Here is a 23,046-nt window from a genome sequence, read left to right as displayed (position 1 = left end):
CCGCCCCTTTTACTTTATTCCATTTTACAGCGGCTTTCTTTTTCCCGGCTGTCACAGTAAATTTGACTGCCTGGGGATTTGTAGCGGTATATAAGGAGGCATATGATTTGCTTAATACCTGCTTTCCCTTTTCTGTCTTATAAGCCTTTACCCCGAACCGGAAACCTTGGGCAGGTTTTAGCTTTTTCACGGTGTATGAAGTTTTTCCGGAGGATACGGCTGCAATTTTTTTCCATTTTTTCCCAGAGTACTGGTAAATGTGATATCCTTTCACACTGGAAACTTTCTTCCAGCTCAATTTAATGCTGTTTTCGCCGGACTTTGCCTTAAGCCCTGGGACTTTGGCAAAAGCTGCCTTTGCATCTATGGGGACAAAGGAATCCTTGTAGGAATCCCCGCAGGCAGAGCAAGTGTGCAGGGTATACCCTTCCTCAGAGCCGGTAGGATTCACCACTTTGTCATTGTAGTTATGGTTGGCCACGGTAATTGTCCTGGTAACATTGCCTGCGGGATTTCCTTTTGTGGAAGCCGCAATCACCGCCGTGCCAGGTTTTAATACGGTAATCACCCCATTATTCACCGATGCAACGGCAGAATCGCTGCTGGCAAAGTCGAAGTCTGAAGGGGAGAGTTTTAGTACACTTTCAATTCCCTTCTGGTTTGTATGGGTAATCTCCAATGTTGTTGTCTTTCCTTTATCCTTACAGATAAAGGACTGGTTTTCTACAGTATTCAGGTGAAGATTTTCCGTATTTGCAGAAACGGTTCTTGTAACTGTTTTGCTGCCTGTGAGGGAAGATGCAGCTCCCGGCACATTGTCAAAAAACTGTACCCAGTTGGTGGTACCGCTGTTGTCTATAAAACAGCCGATGCCGATACTTGTCAATTCCACATCCATAATATTGGCATAATGGCCGGGGGAACTCACCCACGCCGCCATAACTGCCTGGGGGGAAGCGTATCCCACTGCAATGTTCTCAGCTCTTTTCGTTCCCCTGTTTGTAATGGAACTATATTTTCTCCCGTCCGGCCTGGTATGGCTGTAATAGACAGAAATTTCCGCCGCCCTCTGCATGGCAAATTCTAAAAGTTCATTATCCAATGTAAGCCCCCGCAGTCCCCGCTTTGCCCGTTCCTGGTTTACCAGGGTTAAAACCTCATGGGCAAAGGTATAATTTTCTGTTCCTGCAATACTTAAGTTCACTGGGGGATTGGCCTCTCCGCTGTCCACATTGAAAAACTTATTGATTTCAGCCAACAGCCCCTCTGCGGTCTGGGTTTCTGAGAGGGCTTTTCGAATCTCTTTGTTTCCGTCGATTAAAACCGTAAAGGGCATTCCGCCTGTCGCCTCAACGGTATACTCCTGCATGGCGTTAAAAATGCTTCCCCGGTTTTCTTCATAACAAAAAGTAATGGCGCTGCAGTTAAAACTGTCCCCAAAGGTTTTAACTTCACTTTGCGTCTTATTGCTGATTTCTGCAAAAACCACACGGATATTGGGATTTGAAACCCAAGAACTTTTGGCAATATTGAAAAGGGTCTGTCTTGTATTGCCGCAGGTAGTGGTTCCGAATATAAGTATGGTGGTTTTTCCTGTCTCTGCGGAAGAAACCGAGTTTCCCTCTACAGAGGTAAAGAAATATTCCTGATTTGCCCCTTTCAGGGAAGCGCCCTGTACCTGTGTGTTCCCCAGCAGCACAGATAAGGGAATCATAATAATAAGCGCCAGTAAAAATACTGTGTGTTTCATGTCCTTTTTCATTTTACCCATAAAAACTCCTTTCCCAAATACATTATGGATTTTTATTGTAAAACATTATGTTTTTTACGTCAATAAAAATAATTTCAATTTTTTAGCTTTTCCACATGGAAACACTTACAAGCCCTCCACATATGATACAGTGTAAACAATCAATTATGGAGGATTCAAAAATGAGTGATTTAGCAGCAACAAACTGTGGCGGATGTGGATGCAGCAATGGAGGCGGATGCGGATCTATCCTTTGGCTTATCGTTTTGCTTTGCCTGTGCAACGGCAGCGGCAGCGGCTTCTTCGGAGGCGGATGCGGCGGCGGATGCGACGAAGGAAATAACTGCATTTGGATTATCCTGTTGTTACTCTGCTGCGGCGGCAGCGGCAGCGGATTCTGCGGATGCTAATTCCAAAGTTCTGGCGCTTTAAGCAGGCCGGGGAAGCATATGCTTCCCCGGTTTTACTTTTTCTCCTTCTCTTCCCCGGAAAAATTTTTCTCTTTCTTTTCGTTTTCTCTGCGCTTTTCTCTCAAGCACTCTTCATCCAGCTCATATACGTTGTCTCCGTCTATCACTAAGCGTCCCATAGGAAAAATCTCCTTTTTTTCTACTATATGTGAAAACATGAAAATTGGGCAGTTGTTTTCGGTACTAAATTCAGGATTCCCACATACTCTAATAGAAAAAGGATTTTTATGGAACAGGAAACCAACGAGTTTACCCCTACTGCGTTTGATTTGGAGACCCAGAGTAAGAATCTCCAGATTTTAAAAACCTTTATACCTTACTTAAATCCTGCACGGCAGAAAAGTTTTGCCGTCATGGTAAAATTTTTGGAACTTCGGAATGTAATGTCCATATTTGAAAAACCCCCTGCTTCCATGAGCATATGCTCCTCTGACGACCCTGCGGAGCGGAATGTCCAGTTGTTAAACGACTTGAAAAAGTTCTGCTCACCGTCGGAGCAGGAGTCTATTGATATGCTCCTGGGGGCTTTTTCCATGTTTTCTTTCAGTGACGCATTTTCGGATTCCTGACATATAATGACAATAAAAAAGGAGAAACCAATGGATTACAATTTTATGAAAAATAACCCGGATTTATCAAAAATTTCACCGGAAAAACTGAATTTTCTCATGCAGTTCGCCGCTCAGAATAAGTCCGGCAACGCAAAAGAAATGTCCAATATGATTCTTGGGGCTGCCAACGCCGCAAAAAAAGAAGGCATATCTTTTTCTCCCAATGAAACGGATATGATTGTGGAAATTTTAAAACAGAATATGAACCCGGAGGAGCAGAGAAAGGCTGAACAGCTTCTCCATATTATGAGAAACTTAAAAAAACGGTGAAAAGAGGAAAAATTGGCAGGTCCCTTTCGGACCTGCCATATTTTATGTTATTTTTGATTAATATAATTTACCAGTCCCTGGCAGTCAATGATTTTTTGCATAAATTCCGGGAACGCCTGGCCCTGATATGTTTTTCCGGTGGTTTTGTCCGTGATTACCCCTGTGTCAAAATCCACTTCCACCTCATCCCCAGCCTGAATCTCTGCGGCAGCCTCTTTGCACTCGACAATGGGCAGGCCGATATTAATAGAATTGCGGTAAAAAATCCGGGCAAATGTCTCTGCAATTACACAGCTTACCCCTGCCGCTTTTATGGCGATGGGGGCGTGCTCCCTGCTGGAGCCGCAGCCAAAGTTTTTCTCCGCCACAATTATATCCCCTGTTTTCACTTCTTTGATAAATTCCTTATCAATATCTTCCATACAGTGAAGGGCCAATTCCTTTGGATCTGAAGAATTCAGATATCTTGCAGGAATAATCACATCCGTATCTACATTGTCCCCGTATTTAAAGACTGTTCCACATGCTGCTTTCATATTCCTATCCTCCTAAACTTCATCCGGTGAAGAAACTTTACCGGTAATGGCACTTGCCGCTGCAACAGCGGGGCTTGCAAGATAAATCTCAGATTTCACATGTCCCATCCGGCCAACAAAATTCCGGTTGGTGGTGGATACGCACCTCTCCCCCTCTGCCAAAATTCCCATATATCCTCCCAGGCAGGGCCCGCAGGTTGGGGTGCTTACAATGGCGCCGGCCTCAATAAAGGCGCGGATAAAACCTGCTTCCATTGCGTCTAAATAAATCTTTTGGGTGGCGGGAATCACAATGGTTCTCACGCCTTTCTTCACTTTTTTGCCCTTTAAAATCTCCGCCGCAATGCGAAGGTCCTCAAAACGCCCGTTGGTGCAGGAGCCAATGACAACCTGGTCAATTTTAATCTCTCCCACCTGGTCAATGGTTTTCGTATTTTCCGGCAGATGGGGGAAAGCTACGGTGGGCTTTAAGGCGCTAAGGTCAATGGTATATTCCTCATCATACACAGCGTCAGAATCCGCCTCATATACTTTATAAGGGCGCATGGAGTGTTCTTTCATATAAGCCTGGCACGTTTCATCCACCGGGAAAATTCCGTTTTTCCCGCCTCCCTCAATGGCCATATTTGCAATGGTAAAACGGTCGTCCATGGAGAGGTGCTGTATGCCCTCACCCACAAATTCCATAGATTTGTACAATGCCCCGTCTACCCCAATCATTCCAATGATGTGAAGGATAATATCTTTTCCGCTCACCCATTTCGATGGCTTTCCGATAAGGTTAAATTTAATGGCGGAGGGAACTTTAAACCATGCTTTTCCCGTTGCCATCCCAGCGGCCATATCGGTAGAGCCCACCCCGGTGGAAAATGCCCCCAGGGCGCCGTAGGTACAGGTGTGGGAATCTGCACCGATAATCACATCCCCTGCAACGGTAAGTCCTTTCTCCGGCAGAAGTGCATGTTCAATTCCCATTTCCCCCACGTCAAAATAGTTGGTAATCTCGTGTTTGCAGGCAAATTCCCGGACACATTTGCAGTGCTCCGCGGATTTGATATCTTTGTTTGGAACAAAATGGTCCATCACCAAAGCGATTTTGTCTTTGTGGAATACACCTTCCGTTTTCATTTTTTCAATTTCATGAATGGCAACCGGTGAGGTGATATCGTTGCCAAGAACAAGATCCAAATCTGCCTCAATCAACTGGCCTGCAGTGACGCTTTCAAGGCCCGCATGCGCAGCCAGAATTTTCTGAGTCATTGTCATTCCCATGCAAGGAATCCTCCTTTAAAAATATTGTAATGTGAGTGTTTGTTTTATCTTTGATTGTATTGTAGCACAGGATTTGTTATAATAGAAATACATATTAAATATATTTAATATGATTTTAAGTTATGGAGAAAACAATGAGCCAAAATCTATCTGCATACCGTATATTCTATGCGGTGGCAAACACAGGAAATATTTCCAAAGCAGCCAAAGAACTGTATATCAGCCAGCCAGCAATCAGCAAATCTATCCAGAAACTGGAAGAAGGCTTAGGGTGCAGGCTTTTTGCCAGAAGTTCCAGGGGCGTGACCTTAACGGAGGAGGGGGGGCTTCTTTACTCCTATGTCAAAGATGCCTTCGATACCTTAACTCTGGGGGAAGAAAATCTTCACCGCTCCATAGAGCTTGGGGTGGGACACTTAAAGATAGGGGTGAGCACCACATTGTGCAAATACCTTCTGCTTCCCTGCCTAAAAGAATTTATCAAACATTATCCCCATATACGGATATCTATCCACTGCCAGTCCTCCAATGAGACTTTAAAGCTGCTCCAGGAAAATAAAATCGATATCGGCCTGGTGGGAAAACCGGAAAATGAAAAGGAGCTGCACTTTGACCATGTGGCGGATATCGAAGATATCTTTGTGGCAGCGAAAGACTATTTAAGAAATTTAAAAACAAGGGGAATTGCAAAAAGCCATATATTGGAAAACTCCACAGTGATGCTCCTTGACAAAAATAATATGACAAGGCAGTATATTGACGATTACCTGCAGCAAAATAATATCCAGGTACAGGATTTCATCAACATTTCCAATATGGATTTATTAATAGAATTTGCCAAAATCGGGGTGGGGGCCGCCTGTGTCATCCGAAATTTTGTCCGGGAAGAATTAAAAGATGGAACTCTTATTGAAATTCCTTTGGAGACGCCTATTGGAAAACGGGAAGTGGGATTTGCCTATAAAGAACCGGGAAAAAGTACAAAATCTCTGGAACTTTTTATACAATTTTACACAAAAAAATAAAAGAGACAGCCTGATTTTGGGCTGTCTCTTTTGTCTGTTAGTTATTGATAAATTTGTCTTCCTCATTGTTCCAGCTATATAACTTGCGGATTTCCTCTCCCACTTTCTCAGAAGAATGTTCGGAGGCAAGTTTGCGCATAGCTTTGAAGTGAACCTGCTTTCCGGCCGGAGACATATCCAGTAAGAATTCTTTTGCAAAAGAACCGTCCTGAATGTCAGAGAGAATCTTTTTCATAGCTTTCTTTGTGTCCTCTGTGATAATCTTAGGCCCTGTTATGTAATCCCCGTACTCTGCTGTATTGGAGATAGAATATCTCATTCCTGCAAAACCGGACTGGTAAATCAAGTCTACAATCAGCTTCATCTCATGGATACACTCGAAATATGCGTTTCTCGCATCGTATCCCGCTTCTACCAATGTCTCAAAACCTGCCTGCATCAATGCGCATACGCCGCCGCATAAAACTGCCTGCTCGCCGAAAAGGTCTGTCTCTGTCTCTGTGCGGAAGGTTGTCTCCAATACGCCGGCCCTTGCCCCGCCGATTCCAAGGGCATATGCCAAAGCGATATCCTGTGCTTTCCCGGAAGCGTCCTGCTCCACTGCAATTAAACAGGGAACGCCTTTGCCTGCCTGGTATTCAGAGCGGACGGTATGTCCCGGTCCCTTTGGCGCAATCATGGTAACATCCACATTTGCAGGGGGTACGATACATCCGAAATGGATATTGAAGCCATGGGCAAACATTAACATATTGCCTTCCTCTAAGTTTGGCTCAATATCGTTTTTGTAAAGGTCCGCCTGTTTCTCATCGTTAATGAGAATCATAATGATATCGGCTTTCTTTGCCGCCTCTGCTGCGGTAAACACCTCAAATCCCTGCTTTACGGCTTTATCCCAGGATTTGCTTCCCTCGTACAAACCAATGATAACATTGCACCCGGACTCTTTTAAGTTCAGGGCATGGGCATGTCCCTGGCTGCCGTAACCGATAATTGCGATAGTCTTTCCCTCTAACAAGGATAAATTACAATCTTCCTGATAATAAATTTTTGCTGCCATTACGCTGCTTCCTCCTATATGCTTTAATCTAAATATTTAACGTCTGATGAACCTCTGGACAATCCGGTAATTCCTGTCCTGGCCAGCTCTAAGATTTCATAGCCCACAAGCAGGTCTAAAAAGGCGTCCAGTTTTTCCTGGTGGCCGGTAAGCTCAATAACCATGGAATCATGGGTGACATCCACAATTTTCCCATGGAAAATCTCTGTCACATTTAAAATCGCCTGACGGTCTGTGTCCTTAGCCCTGATTTTTACAAGAATCAGCTCCCTTGTAACGGAATTTCCGTGCTCCAGTTTCTTGATATCCAAAACATCTTCCAGTTTTGCAAGCTGCTTTTCTATCTGCTCTAAAATCTGGTCGTCACCGCTTGCCACAATGGTAATTCTGGTATACCTTGGGTCTGCTGTGACTCCTGCGGAAAAGCTGTCAATATTGTAGCCTCTCCTGCTGAAGAGACCAGATATATGGCTGGTAACACCTGCGGTGTTCTCAACCAGTAAAGATAATACCTGTCTTCTCATAAGAAAACCTTCCTTTGCTCTAACACTCACACTAGAGCCAATTCTAGCACATCCCTTTTTAAATTTCAAGAGCGAAACGCATCTTAACCCAATTTCTTAATTGGAGATAATAATATTGTCGATAAAATGCTGGGCAATATTTGCCATTCCCTCATCATCCGGGTGGGCTGCCACAACCTCATTGTCTATGGCGTGGAGGTTTCCGTCGGCGCCGTAAACCTGGGTTCCTAAGGAAGAGCGGAAAGTATCCCCCTCATAGGCTGCCCGAAAATCGCTGACATCGATAAATGTAACGCCGTTTTGGTCGCAGGCAGCATGTTTTGCCGCTTCAATATCATCTTTTGGCCAAAGCACTTCCCCAAGCATCAGTATCTGGGCGTTGGGGGCCTTTTCTTTAATCCGCTGTACCAGGGCAGGGTAATCCACCCCAAGGGTTTCTTTTCCCTCGGTGATATTTTCCCCGGTCTGCAATGTCACCAAATCCGTGTGTTCGTTAAAATACTTGTCATAATCCTCAAGGGCTGCTCCCCTGTCCGGGGCAACCTCCCATTTTTTAATGTCAAGGACTGTGGTGGTAACTGGTTTTGCCGACTGTCCCTCCAGCCATCTTGACACAATATGTACATAGTCATTTTCCTCTGTGGTAGCCGCCATGCCCCAGTTGCTCCACCAAAGTTCGCTGATTTCATTGCAGGTGACAGAATTTCCCAGTGCAACATAATCAAAATTTTCCTCTGTTGCGATAATGGCAACGCCGTCCCCCCTGAGCTCCTCCTGTCCTGTTATCTCAGATTCTGTCTCTGTTTCTGTCTCTGTTTCTGTCTCAGCCTCTTTTGTTTCCTTTTCACTGGTTTTTTTATCTTTTGTGTCTTTTGTTTTCTTATCCTTATTTTTTTCCACAAATGAGGCCCGGACCTCCGAACCCTTCTGCATCTCCTCCTTTGGGTTTACCTCTCCCTGGGATGTCTCCTCCTTTGGGGTTCCTCCCCCATTGCCGCACCCCGCCAGCACAATGGCCATAACAACAGCCGCCGATACCTGTTTCCAATTTTTTCTCTTCATACCTTCACTTCTTTCCTGCCGCAGCATTTCATGATTATTTCGGCAATTTATTTAAAGTATTATACTCCAAGGCCATATTTCCTTCAAGCCTTGTCACAGAATTATCACATATTTCTCCAATCGCTCCAAAATATCCCCATACTGTTCGATCATTCCAGGATGTTTTTTATAAACCGTGTCATAATCCCCCTCTTTTACCGCAAGTTCCACCTCCCTGGCCAATTCAGAAAGTCCCGGCAGACCCACGGTAAGGGAAGTTCCCTTTAAGGTATGTACATGAATCCTGTAATTCTGCCAATCCCTGTTTTCAAAACAGGTCTTAAGATCCTTCAGCCTGTTTTTTTCACAGTATTCCTTTAAGATATCCAGATAAATATCTTCTGCGCCTCCGCAGTAAGAGATTCCCATCTCCTTGTCAAGTTCCGGAATTATCTCTCCAATATCTTTTTGCTGTTTTTCCGTTTCTTCCTCCCGGTGGAAATCATGTATCAATTCCCGGGGAAGATATTTTTTAATCATCTGCTCTAAGTCTCTGCCCCGCATAGGTTTGGAGAGATAGTCCTGGAATCCTTCCGAAAGGTATTCTCCCTTCATCCCGGAAATCGCATTTGCCGTGAGCATTATCACCGGGACACCGTGATTTTTCGACTCCTGCATCTCGTTCATTTTGTGGAACACTTCTATTCCGTCCATTTCCGGCATCATATGGTCCATAAAGATAAGATGATAACGCTTCTCCCGGATTAAATTCAGGCATTTCTGCCCGGAGGATGCGGTATCTACCTGGACTTTCAGGCTCTTTAACATATTTTTTGCCACCGTGATATTCATGGGAACATCATCCACAATTAAGATTTGCGCACCAGGGGCGGTAAACTCCGGATGATAAAGGGTATTTTTGGGATGAATCTGCTCATAGCGCTTTGCAAAATTCCCCATAGGAGTTTTATCCACTGCCTTTTGGGCTACCTTTATCACAAATTCTGAGCCTTCCCCGTAAATACTGTACACGCGGATTTCACCCTCCATAAGTTCAAGAAGCTGTTTTACCACTGCAAGGCCCAGGCCGGTTCCCTCAATATTGTAATTCTTTTCTTCGTTGAGACGCTGGAAAGACTGGAAAAGCTGTTTTCTGTTTTCCTCTAACAGCCCTGTCCCCGTGTCCTTTACCGATATGGTTAAAAGAATTTCCTCTTCATTTTTCCATTTTCCCTGGACATTTAGGGTTACGCAGCCCTTTTCCGTATATTTAATGGCATTTGTGAGAAGATTTACAATAATCTGGCGCATGCGCACCTCATCTCCCAAAAGAGTCCTAGGAATATTTTCATCACAAATCACCTTAAATTCCAGGTTCTTTTTCCTTGCCCGCTCTTCTACCATGCTGTAGGAATCCTGTATCAGGGAACTGAGTTCGTACTGTACTTTTAAAATTTCCATTTTGCCGGATTCTATTTTGGAAAAATCCAGTATCTGGTTAATGAGGCTTAACAGTTGTCCCCCGGCAATCTGAATATTCCTTGCATATTCGCAGATATTCTCGTCGGTGCATTCCCTTAAAATCATCTCGTCCATCCCCAGCACCGCATTGATGGGCGTACGAATTTCATGGGACATATTTGCCAGAAAATTGCTTTTTGCCTGGTTGGCGCTTAACGCTTTCTCCTTTGCCCGCTCCGCCTCTTTTTTGGAATATTCCAGCTGCTCGTTCTGACGCTGGTTCAATTCGATAGCCTTATTGTAAATCCTTACCTGGAATTTAATGATAATCCCTATGGCAAAGGATAAAACCATCATACACTGCCAGATATCCAGGTATGTCCCGGCTTTTGTATCAATATCAATCACAAGTTCCGGATGGTAATAGGCCAAAAGAAAACAGGCCGTGTGCACCGTTGTTCCAAAAAGCAGCAGAATATAAAAAAGTTTTCCCTCAATTAAGAGAAATGTAAACAATGTGCCCATAACAAACCAGAAAGGCATGCCGCTGTATGCCCCGCCTCCGGAAAAAAACATAATGGGAAAAAGCACCACCGTAATTCCGAGGCAGATAATAACGGAAGCAAGCCGCATCATCCCCTTAAAATTTGCAATATAAAAGCATCCGATTAAAATGACTTCCGCTGTGGCCACAACTGTAATCTGCCCTATGGGAAGCCTGGCAAACATGGATAAAAGCAGGGAGAAGGCGCCCCCTGCAATTCCTGTAAACAATATCAGATTAAAAAGTACTTTCCGTATGGGCAATTCATTATTTAAAAATTTCTCATAATACCGCTGTATCATTTTTTTCATGAAACTAATCATACTTCCTCCCAAAAGCAAATACCAGCTTCATAATCTCCTCACTATTACGTGTTCTTTCCTATATCAAATCTACCCTGTCCACATCGGGAGTCTCCATTACCTCCCCCTCATGGCCAAACATTTTTACATTGTCAAAGATGAGGTGGGCAACATTTTTCATAAACACCCCTTTTTTGCTGCATGGCTCCACTCCCTCCGACATAATGGGCAAATCACACTTTGCATCCTCCGCAAAGTTTACCGTGATATTCCGCATAGTTACCTGTTCAATTTTTCTCTCTGGAAGCCCTTCAAAATAAGTGGCGGACACATGACAGTTATTTGCCGTAATATTCTCAAAGCAGAAAGTCTTAAGCTCCGGGGTGCCCTCATTTACCGGACGGCTCTCCCTGGACTGGACAAACTCTGTTTTTCCGTCCGGGTCACAGTAATAAAATGCATTTGCGGTAAAAGGTGCCAATACCTGGTCCATTTCAATATCACGGAAAGTAATCTGGTCAACCACGGCGTCTTTGCCCCGCCCTCTTCTGGTTTTTATCCTAAGGCCCCTGTCTGTATTGTTAAACCGGCATTTTTCCACCAAAAGGTCAATGACTCCGCCGGCCATCTCACTGCCGATGGTGACAGCCCCGTGGCCGTTTTCCATAAGGCACTGGTATATATGCAGCTCTCTGCAGGGGGTTTTATATTTTCTTCCCATGTAAATTTTCCCAGATTTTACAGCCACGCAGTCATCTCCCGAAGAAAAACGGGTGCCGCAAATCTCCACATATTCGCTGGAATCCGGAACAATCCCGTTGGTGTTTGGAGACTGGGCCGGATTCTCCACTTTCAGGCTGCAGAATACCAGATTGCTGGAAAAATAGGGGTGTATGGTCCAGGCCGGGCTGTTGTGGAAAAAGATGCCCTGGACTTTTATGTTGTCACAGTGGTTTAAAAATAACATCCTGGGCCGGAAAGCCCCAACCATGTCTTTTTCATTTTTCCACCAGTTGTCAAAATCAGCACTTCCGTCCACCGTTCCCTGTCCGTAGATTTTTACATTGCTCACCTCAATGCCTGAGATAATGCCTGCAAACATATCCAAAGGATTGCCTTCCCATGAGCCTAAGTTATATTCATCCATCTCGTCATAACTTTCAATAAGCCCCGGCAGTATGGGAAAATGAAACCGTTCCGTATCCGCCTTTAAAACTGCTCCCTTTGCCAGCTCTATATTGATATCGCTTTTTAAAAACAAACTTGTAACCTTATAGGTGCCCCTTGGGATTAATACCCGGCTGTCCCTGGGGCAGGAAGATATGGCGGCCTGGATAAAACTTGTATCATCGGAAACGCCGTCCCCTTTTGCCCCAAAATCTCTGACATTTAAGGTGACAAATTCATATTCCGTGGTAATATTTAAACTGCCCTCTTCCCTGCCGTCCTCCCCTGCCACAGTTATTTTATATCTGCTGTCCGGCTTTAAACCGTAAAGGGTAGTGACCACCGTATCTGTATTCTGCCACTTTTCCCCATTTAAAAAAATATCATATTTTTTCTTGGTGTAATATATGCCGCCGTCGTACAGCTCCACAGACACACTCCTGGCTGTCTTCATAATCATCCGAATGTCCATGTTATTCTCCTTTGATGATAAATTTTTCTTTACTCATATTTCAGGTATTGGCGCTTCACACTTTCCGCCATCATAGAAAGCCCGGCAATAACCTCATCTTCCCCGTATCCCTGAGGGACGTCCATGAGTTTCATCCCTGTGGGAACATACTTTTCTCCGTTTAGGAGCTTTAAATTGCAGGCTTTTACGATAACATATCCCATTGCCAGGCTCACTTTTTCCTCTGTTTCCCCGCCGGTAAGTGCCGGCATACATTTTTTTATCGTCCTTTTAAAAATTTCCTTTAAGGATCTGTAATGTTCAAATATTTCTTTGCTCATACTGTCAATCACATCGATTAACATCATAAGGAAGCATGTATCCTCCCAGGTGACGCAGCGAACCATTGCAGGCTCAAACTTCCGCATCTGCAGATAAAAATCCCCATAGTCCGCTTTGTTGTGAAAATATGTCTCATAGGACATATAAAAAGGATATGCTTCATAGAGAAAATCCCATGGTTTTGGAGTGGGATTTTCCTGTGATTCACAAAAAATCCCATCGGAATTCCGGGGGCACTGCCTTAAGGATTCCATTTTATCCTCAATTTTTTCCCTGTAGATCTCCTTATCGGCAGCATCGTAGAGCACGAAGAGATTTTTGCCCCTTACACCGCTTTTTTCCGATATATTTTCCAGACAGGAGAGGAAAAATTTCTTTTCCTCCTCTGTCTCCGCCAAGAGATACTGCTCCATGCATCCTTGTACAAGAAAAATACTGTTTTTATCCGGTGTTTTTTCTTCTAAATACTGGTTTAAATATTCTTTATAGTTCATAGTGACATCCTTTTACTAACATTTTTTTAGATGAGAACGAAAAGCTCTATTCAGAGGCAGATACCACTCCCGTAAGCAGCTTGATGCACAGGTCTATGCCCAGTTTTCCGCTGTCTAAGCACAATTCAAAATATTGGGGATTGCCCCACTCCCACTTTGTAACGGAATTATAAAACCCTTTCCTGCGCTTGTCAAATTTTTTCATGGCATTTTCCGCCTCCGTCTGGCTCATATGCTCTTTTTCCATGGCTCGATGTATTCTCTTTTCTCTCTCTGCGTGGACAAACACCCGCAGGCAGTCTTCCCTGTCCTTTAAAATATAGCCTGCCCCGCGTCCCACGATAACGCATCCACCCTCATCGGCTGCCTTTTCGATAATCCGCTTTTCTTCGGCAAAGAGTTTTTCTGCCAGGGGAAGGGACTTCTCATCCATATTTCCCTTGGAGTAGGATTTGGACAGATTAAAGATAAGGCTTCCGGAGCTGCTCTCCTCCAAATTTTCAATATACATAGGAGGTGTATTCAGGTTTTGAGCCGCCTCAATTAAAATATTCCGGTCAAACAATTTGTATCCTAACTTCTCTGCCAGCCGTTTGCCTATTTCGTTCCCCCCGCTCCCGTAGGAACGCTCAATGGTGATAATATGATACATACCCATCTCTCCTTTCATAACTCCCAAATTTTTACTTCTTAACCCTATTATAACCGTTCCTGCCAAATCCCACAATTCTTTTTTTACGGGAAAGCAAAAACTATTGCCCGCCAGGTATAAAATGTATATAATAAAAATCAGAAATACATAAAAATATGAAACATGGAGGATGAAAAATGGTAGATTATTCACAATTTGAGGCAAGTACAAAATCCGGGATTCATGCAGACGCCAGCCGCATCAAAAAGCACGATGAAATCATAGGCGCCGTGCTTTCCCAGAGAAAAAGCTCTAAAATTATCTTTGTGGTATGCCTGGCGGTTCTGGCGGTTCTGGCATATTTTAAGCTCTGGGTTCCGGTGGGCATCTGCGCCCTTGCGGCTCTGTTTTTTCTGTGGAGGGGCACGGGAAAAATCTCGGAGGATTACATGAGGGAGGTGTATGAGGAAGGGCTTTTGGTTCCCGGGTTAATCATAAAGACACAGCCCCTTACCATTATGGCCATTGCCAATCTGGTTGCCCAGGACGGCGCCGACACGGTAAACGGGTGCTATAACCTGGTGGTAAAAAATCTGGAGGGCGCCAAAAACCAATTATACGAAAAAGTGCCCTGCTCCTGCTTTTTCCGGTATGAAGGAGGCCCTTACCACTCTGCTTTCCAGCCCCATCCCCTGTACTGGGCCACAACGAACCAGCAGGAAATTGCAGCTGCCTTAAGGCAGGTGGAGGAAGACAATAAGGAAAATTCCCGGGATGAATGGGAGGTATTAAAAGAAATGGCTGAGAAATTCCCGGATTTAAAAAACGGGGAAATCATTATGCTGAACGAAAATTACGAACCCTTTGGGAGAAAAGATTACCTGGACAGCAATTACAAACCCTTGGAGGGTTAAAAAGGTCAGGACAGAAAAAACCGGCGGATATGCCGGTTTTTTCTGTGTTGGACTGCCTAATTACTCTGCTTGCCTTAACTGTTCCACAATGCTTCCCTTATTCCACATTTGATCTGTCCCTGCGGAAATGCAGGCGGAAAAAACCACACTGATACATAACACGAAAACCGCCGGAAAAATGGTAAAGTGATATTTCATATACCAGATATTTACAGACAGGTTCTTTACCATGGTAAGGGAAAGGATGGCGCTAATGGTAATCCCAATCACACCGGAAACTACTGCATAGATAATGCCCTCGTAAACCATCAGCTTCCTTAGCTGGATTTTTGTCATGCCGATGCTTCTCATGGAGGCGAATTCCCTCTGCCTTGCAATCACCCCGGTTAATATTACATTCACTAAATTTAAAACACCGATAAATCCCAAAATAAGTGAAATAATGATTCCCACCATACGGTAAGTGTCTTGCATTTCCTTAAAGTCTGCCTCCGCCGAAAGCCTGGTGACAAGGGATAATCCCCTCTGTTTTGCAAAACTTTCCACTAAGGCGTTCACCTGGTCAAATTTTCCCTCTTGGGCGTTAAACAGGCAGTGAATGGGATTTCCCATTTCCGGGAACATGTGAAGGAACACAGGCTCTGAAAAGACAATGGCCTCATATCCCCCGGCGCTGTAGCTCATATTCAAAGCATTTGACGCCCCCACCACCGCCATTACAGTATATTCCTTTTTCTCCCCGGCAATTTCAACCTCAATCACATCCCCAGCGTGAAATTCCTGGGTTTCATAGTAATACTCTCCCCTGTCGCTTAAGAAACCTGAAATCACCACATAATTTTCCTGGCAAAGCTTATCATAATCAATGCTTCCCTCAATGATTTTTACATTGGAAAACGCATTTTCACTGTAGCCGTAGAGCATCCTTCCTCTGTCGTACTCATATATATTGGAGGGAGTCTCCTTTCCATTCACAGAGAGGACTTTTCCCAAATCTTCCCTTTCCTCCGTAAGTTCTTCCTCCGGGAGCATATAGCAGTAAGACCTGGCAAAATCTGTGACCCCCTCCATATGTTCCAATTCTTCCGCTTCTTTAGCCTGCAAAACCGCATTGTTATTATCCCCAGGCAAAAACTTTAGGAAATTAGCGCTTCTCACATCAAAATCTGTCACCGCATCCCGTCTGACATAAGTCTCCTGATCCATGCTCCCGGTATAATTTAACACGCTGTTTAACAGTATGGAACTTAGGGACACAGAGAGAATCACTAGCACTGTCCTGCCTTTATTTCTGGTTAAATTGCTTACTGCCATGGACAAAATGCGGTGGCCGGAGGTCCCTCCCTTTTTTTGTTTCTTTCTGCCCTTTTGTACCCCATGATATTTTAATGCTTCCACGGGAGATATCCTGCCCGCTATTTTCCCCGGTCTATCTAAGCTGATTTTTACCGTTATCAGGGTAAAAAGCCCAGAGATAATCCAGACCCAAAGGGACGGGACAATAAACAGGGATTCCCCTGCCGTGGTATTTGCCATCACAGGAGGCAAAAGCAGGTTGCCTAAGAGCCAGCCGGCAAAAAGCCCTATAGGTATTCCCACAAGAGATAAAACCATTCCCTGGCGGGACACCATATAGCGGATTTGCCTGGGGGATGTGCCGATGGTCTTTAACTGTCCGTAAAGCCTGATGTCTTTTTCCACAGAAATTTTAAAGATATTGTATATAATCAGGTATCCTGCAAAAAGAATCAAAAGCACCCCTATGCCCACGTAAATATAAGTCTGGACAGAATTATTGAGAGAGCGCATCTCATACACGGGGTTGATGTGATGGATAAGAAAGCCTTCCTCCCCTCTTTTTGCATGGGGATTGTACCCCAGGTCCCGCACCAGTTCATCCAGATTTTCCTTTATGTTTTTATCTTTTGGGAAACTTCCCCTCACATCATAGCTTTTCTCCGCAAGATCTCTATAGATTCCGTCGTATTTTTCCAGGGCATGTTCCACAAAATCCTGGGAAACCAAAATAGTAGTGCTCTGTTCATACGGTTTCCCCTCCCAAAATCCGCACACCGTCATTTCTTTTTCCAGGGTGTAATTCCCTACATTATATTTAAGGGTAAACTTGCTTCCCGTTTCCTCTGGAAGGCCAAGAAGCCGCAAAACTTCTGTGTCAATGGCCAATTCATTTTCCTTCTCCGGGTATTTTCCCTGCTCTAACTCTATATAGTGATATTTCGCCGCAGTTTCTTCTATCCATCCCACAAAAGCCTGCATGTTGCTTAATTCCGGATTCACCCCACTGGCCACAAACCGCTCCACCCCGGAAACTGCAAATTTGGGATTGGATAAAAGATCATATGCCTCCTCTTTGGTGAGGTTTTTTATAGATACCATAAATTTGGTACCTGCCTGGCGCAGCATATGCTCTTTCATGGAAATCTGCGCGCCCTCAAGAACCGTGGTGAGGGCCATAAACAGAACTGCCGTTAAAATAATAGCCAAAACAGCAATGCGGTTTCTTCCTCTGTCCGCCTTAAGGCAGTTTTTGGATAAAGTTATTATAAACTTTTTGTTATTGTTTTTCATCATCTTCATCTCTTATCCCTCTGTGACCTTTCCATCTTCTATGTGAATCATCCGGTCTGCAATCTGGGCCAGCTCCGGGTTGTGGGTTATCATGACAAGTGTCTGGGCAAATTCTGTGCTGGTCATGCGCAAGAGCTGCATAACCTCCAGGGAAGTTTTGGAATCCAGATTCCCTGTTGGCTCATCCGCAAGGATAATTGCAGGCTTGCTGGCCAACGCTCTTGCAATGGCCACTCTCTGCTGCTGTCCCCCGGAAAGGTTATTGGGAAGATTATCCAGTTTTTCCGTGAGATGCAGCATTTTTATGATTTTGTCCACATAGGGTTTATCCACTTTATTTCCATCCAATTCTATGGGAAGCACAATATTTTGATACACATTTAAAATAGGCACCAGATTGTAGTTCTGGAATACAAATCCTATATTTCTCCTGCGGAAAACCGTGAGCTGTTCATCCTTCATCCTGGCAATCTCTTTTCCCCTGACTTTCACGCTCCCGGAAGTGGGAATGTCAAGGCCTCCCAGCATGTTGAGCAGCGTGGACTTTCCGCTTCCGCTTGTGCCGATAATAGACACAAATTCTCCCTGGCCCACGGCAACGCTGATTCCGTCTAAGGCCTTTGTAATATTGGGCTCTGTCCCATAATATTTTTTCAAATCTTTTGTCTCTAAAATATAATTCATGATTTTTCTCCCTTCCTTTGATACATTAAGCATACAAAAAAATTATCTCAATTTGTTCTCAGAAATGTAACAAAATTGAGATAATCTCCCTTTTTCCTTATTGGATTAAACGTTGTAAAATGCATTATCTGCCGGAAGGTTAAGAAGAACCTCAGTGCCTTCCCCCTCCTTTGAGCGCACTTCAAGAAACCCTTTCTGTTTCATCATAATCTCCCTGGCAAGATATAACCCGATGCCTACCCCCTCCACATCCACGGATTCCGGTTCCCTGTAAAAACGTTTGTATATCATAGGAATATGTGATTCCCGGATTCCCCTTCCGTTATCTTTTATTTTGATTCTCACATAAAAAGCCGCCTTTTCAGCAGAAATTTCGATATGTCCCCCTGGATTTGTGTATTTTACCCCATTGTCTAAAATATTAAACAGTGCTTCCCCTGTCCATCTCCTGTCAAAGTATCCCAAAAGTTCCTCACTGCAGGAAATTCCTATGGAAATATCTTTCTCCTCCGCTTTTAAAGCTGCGTCACATACAGCCTGGGCAATAAGCTCATACACAGAATTTTCCCTGGGGTTTACTTTTACAATGCCGCTTTCCAGCCGGGACATGCGTATCATGCTGTTCATAAAAAACTCCAGTTTGTCCACCTGCTTTTCCACGGCAGATAAAAATTCGTCCCTCTTTAATTCCTCCAACTCTTTTCTCTCTAAAAGGTTGTGGTACATACGGATACTGGCTATGGGAGTTTTCAACTGATGGGAAATATCGGAAATCATAGATTCCAGCGACTCTCTTTGATAAAGATTTTCCTGGGAACGCATTATGAGGATTTCGTAAATCCGGCGCATTTTCACCATAAGTTTTCCCACAAGAGTATCCTGGTTTTCCTTAAAATCAATATTTTCATCCTCGTCAAGAATCCCCTGGAGACAGTCTGAAAGCTCCGTGGTGTAGGTAAGGAGACATTTCCTTACATAAATCATAATCCCTATAGATGTAAGAAAAAAAAGCAGGGACAATAGAAACAACACTTTTTCCATATCGTGCTACCCCCTGCCTATCCACTGGTATCCCATCCCATACAATGTTTTAATGTATACATGGTCTTCCGATTCTATTTTTTTCCGCAGACGGTTTATATTCACTGCCACCGTGTGTTCATCTACAAAATTTCCGGTGTTGTCCCATATTTTTTCCAGGAGGAGACGTTTTGTCATTACTTTATCCGAATTTAAAATAAGAAGCCGCAAAATCTTAAATTCTGTGGGGGTCATGGGCAGTTCCATGTCCCCCTTTAGAACAGTAAGTTTTTCAAAATCAATTTTCAGATATCCGTCATTATAAATAAGTTCTGAATGATTTTCCCCGGATTTCCGAAGGGCGGCCTGAATCCTTCTGTGGAGAATCGGCATTTTAAAGGGCTTTGTGATATAATCATCCGCCCCGCAGTCAAACCCTTTCATTTCATCCTGGTCTAAATCTCTGGCTGTAAGGAAAATAACAGGGATATTCCCTTCTTTTTTCACTGCCCTGCAAAAGTCAAATCCGTCTCCATCCGGCAGGTTTCCGTCCAAAAGAATTAAATCCACTTCTTCTTCCTCTAAAATTCCAATTCCCTCTCCTAAAGTAAGGGCGGGATATACTTTGTAATGCTCCAGTTCCAAATCATAAGTTAATCCTGAATTTAAAGATTTGTCGTCTTCAATCAGAAGTATTCTTTTCATTGTTCTCCCTTTCATTTCTCACTACTTATGTTATTGCCCCAGAGGCAGCAAGATTCGCCTCAAGGCTCTCATTGCTCACATGGAACTTCCCTATTTCTGCCCGGAGAGTCTCTGCACTCAGCTTCGTTTTTGTGACCTGTTGCAAAACTTCCTCGGACTCACCTAAAATAACGGATGCCCTCTGCGCAATTTCCGTGGTGCCCTGGGCTCCTTCCTCCGCTGCTTTGGAAATATCGCTCATAGAATTTTTAATGCCTTCCATATTGTCGAAAAGCTCATGGGCAATGGAGCTGAATTCACTCATCAATTCATCCACGGAGGCGCCGTCTTTATCATACTGCTCCCCGATGGAAAGAAATCCTTCATAGTCCTCGGATACGTCTTTCACCACAAAATCCAATAGTTTCCTGGAATTTGAGGAAAGGTTATCCACCGCCTGTGTCACCTCCTGTGTCACTTCCTGTATCTTAATCACCGTCTGCCTTGACTGCTCTGCAAGTTCCCCGATTTCCCCTGCAACCACCGCAAATCCTCTGCCTGCCTCACCGGCTCTGGCCGCCTCGATGGATGCATTTAAAGACAGAAGGTTCGTCTGGGAGACCACATTCATAATTACACCGGAAAGTTCATAGATCTGGTCTATAACTTTTGCATCTTCCAATGCCGTCTCCAAATCCTGCTGGATTTCCTTTTTCAGAAGAACCGTCTTTTCCTGGGCTCCTTTAATTTTCCTGTTTGTCTCCTCTGCCCTGCCCTTAATTTCCGCAGCTCCCTGGGCGCCATCCTGAGAGCGTTTGGCTATGTGCTGTACCGCCGAATGTATATCTGCGGCAGATTCGTCTGCTGTTATGGTGGTAGCTGCTGTCTCCTCCATTCCTGCAGACAATTCCTGGGTAGCTGCAGACACGCTGGCCAAGTCATCTGTCAGCTTTGCCACACAGTCATTGACAGAACCCGCCGCCGTACTGATTGTTTCCGACTCCGCCTGCACCTGACAGATTAGCGTTACCATAGCTGACTTCATATCCTCGATGCATCTTGCCAAATGGCCAAAGTCATCTTTCCGCCCTAAAAATTTTTTCATAAAATCACTGGCATAATCCCCTTCTGCCATACAATTCATCTGTTTGGCAGCCGCCTGCAAAGACTTTGCAATATCTGCAACAATCAAAACTGCAATCAGAATCAAAAGCAGCATTGCAACGGTTATAGAACACACTGAAAATGTCATAGTGGAACGGAAAATTCGTTTCACGGGAGCATTATTCTCCACTGCCAGGTTTTCCAGCTCATCCACATAATTTCCAGTGCCTATCACCCACTCCCAGGGTTCAAAGGCTTTGCTGTATGCCCGTTTGGGATAAACTTCCGAGCTGCCTTCCTTGGGGTAATAGTATTCGGTAAATCCGCCCCCTTCCTGGCGGCCGTTTTTCAGAATATCTTTAATCATCTGGTATCCGTTGCTGTCCTCAGTCTCCAAGCGGTTAGTCCCTTCAATTTCCTGCCCTAAAAGGACGATATTATCCCCCTCATAGGTGTCAATCCAAAAATATCCGCTCTCCCCGTACCTTAATTCCCGGACAAGGTCTGCCGCCTGTTTCTTAGCCTCCTCCTCCGTAAAGGCGCCGTTTTGACATTCCGTATAAATCTCATTTAACAAGGCGATTACATTTTCCACCTGCCCCATAATCTGGGCATCGTAATCTTCATAGAGCATTTCCCTCATACTGGATACGGACTGAAAATAAGATTTTTCCATACTGTTCATATTCATGAACCCTATGATACATAGGGCCAGCCCTGCCACAACCGTTAGAATAATTAATTTTGTGCGCACCTTAAAATTTGTAAACATTAACACTTCCCCCTTTCAACTGTAACCCACGAAAAAAATTCTCATTTTTCCCGTCTGATTCCTCTTCCAAAATTTCTGATTTCATTGTAACACATATTTGGGGCGTATGTATATGCTTTTTGGTAAATGTTCCAGTTTTTTTTGTCTTTTTTTATAGTTTTTCGTAAAAATGACGAAAGCCATAAGTTTAAACTAAGGCTTTAACCAGATTTTGAACGGTATATGAATGCATATTCTAAAGTGCTGCAAAATCAAAACGGCTGAAGGATTCTTCAGAATATCTGTATGTGGATATAAATATGGAGCATATATAATTTTCCTTCTGGGTGGTAGTAAAAGAAGTAGTAAATCCGTCTGCGGCTATGCTGCGATCAGCTTTTCCATTTCAGCCCTTGCGGAAGCGAAAGTTGCGTGTGCGTAATAGTTCAAGCGTCATGGTGATGTTGGAATGTCCCATGATATACTGTAACGCTTTCGGGTTCATGCCCGCATTGGCTAAGTTGGTTCAGAATAATTCTTCAATTTATTTTTCCATAACCATATGTTTACATGACAGGTAAGTGGCAATGAAATATCCACCATACACAATCAAGAACATCAAAACAGTAGCACCAATATTTGTAGATATGTGCATATTTAGAAATTCTTCTACAATCGCTGTGATTTTTCCAATTCCAAAGGCTGAAAACATTCCTGCAAGCAAAAGCGGCACAACAAAGATTATTGCTATCTGCTTGAATAAAGCTCCGAAAAGTAACCGGCTATCCGTTCCCAGCTTTTGTAATAACTCATATCGGTAAATATTATCTGCGGTTTCTGTCAACTGTTTTAAGGACAGCAGCGCGGCGCATATCAGCAGAAACACCAGCCCGATATAACAGCATAAGAATACCAGCAACGCGCAGGAGCCGTAATACATACTGCTCAACATGATTTTTTCAGTATACCGATACCCCTCTGTTTCCCATTCCAGCCCAATCGGTATCATTTTCTGCAATATTTCATCTGTATTTATACCGGGTTTATACTGTACTAACAAAATATTTATGTCTTTCGTTAAAGACGCAGCGACATGATCGGGAACAATAAAGGTTCCCCTGTCGTTATTACCTACCGAAGTCATCAAAACAGTTTCACCCAGCGGCTTCTTCCCACCCGGCTGTAAAATCGTCCCAATCAACTACCCCGGTGCAAGCACTCAAGCACTGTGCTCGGCTCCTACGTCGCCGCTCACAGCACTTGCCTTTCATTCCTGCTAAAGCGGGAATGAAAGCGGGGTATGAAAGTTTCTTTGTCTCTTCCTCTACACATAATCGTACATACTTAGC

General features: G+C 44.0%; 22 protein-coding genes and 1 pseudogene. 5 read left to right on the top strand and 18 right to left on the bottom strand.

Going from position 1 to position 23,046, the window contains the following annotated elements; genetic code table 11:
• On the bottom strand, positions 1–1,771 hold a 1,771-nt coding region (locus D7Y06_RS19045; RefSeq protein ID WP_199714780.1), incomplete at its 3' end, for a CAP domain-containing protein.
• A gap of 186 nt (positions 1,772–1,957) precedes the next feature.
• Here D7Y06_RS19045 and D7Y06_RS19040 point away from each other — a divergent pair.
• Positions 1,958–2,182, top strand: a complete 225-nt coding sequence (locus D7Y06_RS19040; RefSeq protein WP_199714773.1) for a hypothetical protein — start codon at positions 1,958–1,960, stop codon at positions 2,180–2,182.
• A gap of 31 nt (positions 2,183–2,213) precedes the next feature.
• Here the strand turns inward: D7Y06_RS19040 and D7Y06_RS27690 are convergent, their stop codons facing one another.
• Positions 2,214–2,339, bottom strand: a complete 126-nt coding sequence (locus tag D7Y06_RS27690; protein WP_256387238.1) for a hypothetical protein — start codon at positions 2,337–2,339, stop codon at positions 2,214–2,216.
• Between the two features lie 108 nt (positions 2,340–2,447).
• Between D7Y06_RS27690 and D7Y06_RS19035 the strand changes: the two genes are divergently transcribed.
• Both D7Y06_RS19035 and D7Y06_RS19030 read left to right on the top strand, forming a co-directional pair.
• Entirely contained in the window at positions 2,448–2,789 is a 342-nt protein-coding gene (locus D7Y06_RS19035; RefSeq protein ID WP_120409296.1) for a hypothetical protein, read from the top strand.
• Positions 2,790–2,819: 30 nt separating this feature from the next.
• Positions 2,820–3,101 (top strand): hypothetical protein, encoded by a 282-nt coding sequence (locus D7Y06_RS19030; RefSeq protein ID WP_120409295.1) that lies wholly within the window; start codon positions 2,820–2,822, stop codon positions 3,099–3,101.
• Between the two features lie 47 nt (positions 3,102–3,148).
• Here D7Y06_RS19030 and leuD read toward each other — a convergent pair whose 3' ends face one another.
• Both leuD and leuC read right to left on the bottom strand, forming a co-directional pair.
• The gene (gene leuD / locus D7Y06_RS19025; RefSeq protein ID WP_120409294.1) at positions 3,149–3,637 is read right to left on the bottom strand and encodes a 3-isopropylmalate dehydratase small subunit; all 489 of its coding nucleotides are present in this window, start codon (positions 3,635–3,637) and stop codon (positions 3,149–3,151) included.
• A 12-nt stretch (positions 3,638–3,649) separates the two neighbouring features.
• Entirely contained in the window at positions 3,650–4,909 is a 1,260-nt protein-coding gene (leuC, locus tag D7Y06_RS19020) for a 3-isopropylmalate dehydratase large subunit (protein WP_120409293.1), read from the bottom strand.
• Between the two features lie 134 nt (positions 4,910–5,043).
• Between leuC and D7Y06_RS19015 the strand changes: the two genes are divergently transcribed.
• Positions 5,044–5,934, top strand: coding sequence for a LysR family transcriptional regulator (locus D7Y06_RS19015; RefSeq protein WP_120409292.1), 891 nt, complete (start codon positions 5,044–5,046; stop codon positions 5,932–5,934).
• A 37-nt stretch (positions 5,935–5,971) separates the two neighbouring features.
• Here the strand turns inward: D7Y06_RS19015 and ilvC are convergent, their stop codons facing one another.
• The 7 genes from ilvC to D7Y06_RS18980 all read right to left on the bottom strand — a co-directional run bounded on the left by ilvC (position 5,972) and on the right by D7Y06_RS18980 (position 13,972).
• Entirely contained in the window at positions 5,972–6,994 is a 1,023-nt protein-coding gene (gene ilvC / locus D7Y06_RS19010) for a ketol-acid reductoisomerase (RefSeq protein ID WP_120409291.1), read from the bottom strand.
• A gap of 23 nt (positions 6,995–7,017) precedes the next feature.
• Positions 7,018–7,518, bottom strand: coding sequence for an acetolactate synthase small subunit (gene ilvN, locus D7Y06_RS19005; protein WP_120409290.1), 501 nt, complete (start codon positions 7,516–7,518; stop codon positions 7,018–7,020).
• Positions 7,519–7,614: 96 nt separating this feature from the next.
• Positions 7,615–8,580 (bottom strand): SGNH/GDSL hydrolase family protein, encoded by a 966-nt coding sequence (locus D7Y06_RS19000; RefSeq protein ID WP_120409289.1) that lies wholly within the window; start codon positions 8,578–8,580, stop codon positions 7,615–7,617.
• A 93-nt stretch (positions 8,581–8,673) separates the two neighbouring features.
• Positions 8,674–10,887: a response regulator gene (locus D7Y06_RS18995; RefSeq protein WP_120409288.1), complete on the bottom strand. Its 2,214-nt coding sequence runs from the start codon at positions 10,885–10,887 to the stop codon at positions 8,674–8,676.
• A 58-nt stretch (positions 10,888–10,945) separates the two neighbouring features.
• Positions 10,946–12,505 (bottom strand): glycoside hydrolase family 28 protein, encoded by a 1,560-nt coding sequence (locus D7Y06_RS18990; RefSeq protein WP_120409287.1) that lies wholly within the window; start codon positions 12,503–12,505, stop codon positions 10,946–10,948.
• A gap of 29 nt (positions 12,506–12,534) precedes the next feature.
• The gene (locus tag D7Y06_RS18985) at positions 12,535–13,320 is read right to left on the bottom strand and encodes a glycoside hydrolase family 88 protein (protein WP_120409286.1); all 786 of its coding nucleotides are present in this window, start codon (positions 13,318–13,320) and stop codon (positions 12,535–12,537) included.
• Between the two features lie 46 nt (positions 13,321–13,366).
• Positions 13,367–13,972, bottom strand: coding sequence for a cytidylate kinase-like family protein (locus D7Y06_RS18980; protein WP_120409298.1), 606 nt, complete (start codon positions 13,970–13,972; stop codon positions 13,367–13,369).
• A gap of 176 nt (positions 13,973–14,148) precedes the next feature.
• On the opposite strand from D7Y06_RS18980, the gene D7Y06_RS18975 reads away from it, so the two are divergent.
• On the top strand, positions 14,149–14,865 hold the full coding sequence (locus tag D7Y06_RS18975) for a DUF3239 domain-containing protein (RefSeq protein WP_120409285.1): 717 nt from the start codon (positions 14,149–14,151) through the stop codon (positions 14,863–14,865).
• A 60-nt stretch (positions 14,866–14,925) separates the two neighbouring features.
• Here the strand turns inward: D7Y06_RS18975 and D7Y06_RS18970 are convergent, their stop codons facing one another.
• The 7 genes and pseudogenes from D7Y06_RS18970 to D7Y06_RS18940 all read right to left on the bottom strand — a co-directional run bounded on the left by D7Y06_RS18970 (position 14,926) and on the right by D7Y06_RS18940 (position 22,844).
• Positions 14,926–17,463: an ABC transporter permease gene (locus D7Y06_RS18970; RefSeq protein ID WP_120409284.1), complete on the bottom strand. Its 2,538-nt coding sequence runs from the start codon at positions 17,461–17,463 to the stop codon at positions 14,926–14,928.
• A 3-nt stretch (positions 17,464–17,466) separates the two neighbouring features.
• The gene (locus D7Y06_RS18965; RefSeq protein ID WP_120409283.1) at positions 17,467–18,138 is read right to left on the bottom strand and encodes an ABC transporter ATP-binding protein; all 672 of its coding nucleotides are present in this window, start codon (positions 18,136–18,138) and stop codon (positions 17,467–17,469) included.
• A gap of 105 nt (positions 18,139–18,243) precedes the next feature.
• On the bottom strand, positions 18,244–19,179 hold the full coding sequence (locus tag D7Y06_RS18960) for a sensor histidine kinase (protein ID WP_120409282.1): 936 nt from the start codon (positions 19,177–19,179) through the stop codon (positions 18,244–18,246).
• Positions 19,180–19,185: 6 nt separating this feature from the next.
• Entirely contained in the window at positions 19,186–19,863 is a 678-nt protein-coding gene (locus tag D7Y06_RS18955) for a response regulator transcription factor (protein WP_120409281.1), read from the bottom strand.
• Between the two features lie 25 nt (positions 19,864–19,888).
• The gene (locus D7Y06_RS18950; protein ID WP_120409280.1) at positions 19,889–21,718 is read right to left on the bottom strand and encodes a methyl-accepting chemotaxis protein; all 1,830 of its coding nucleotides are present in this window, start codon (positions 21,716–21,718) and stop codon (positions 19,889–19,891) included.
• 360 nt (positions 21,719–22,078) lie between these two features.
• Positions 22,079–22,223, bottom strand: a pseudogene (locus D7Y06_RS18945) (tyrosine-type recombinase/integrase); the annotation flags it as partial.
• An 18-nt stretch (positions 22,224–22,241) separates the two neighbouring features.
• A complete protein-coding gene (locus tag D7Y06_RS18940; protein WP_243119401.1) occupies positions 22,242–22,844 on the bottom strand; it encodes a hypothetical protein in 603 nt (200 codons plus the stop codon).
• Positions 22,845–23,046 lie beyond the last annotated feature (202 nt).

The sequence above is a fragment of the Roseburia sp. 1XD42-69 genome, from assembly GCF_003612565.1.
Classification (GTDB): Bacteria; Bacillota; Clostridia; order Lachnospirales; family Lachnospiraceae; genus Roseburia_B.
The sequence above is the reverse complement of the archived record's forward strand: the minus strand, read 5'-3'. Positions and strand labels throughout refer to the sequence as shown.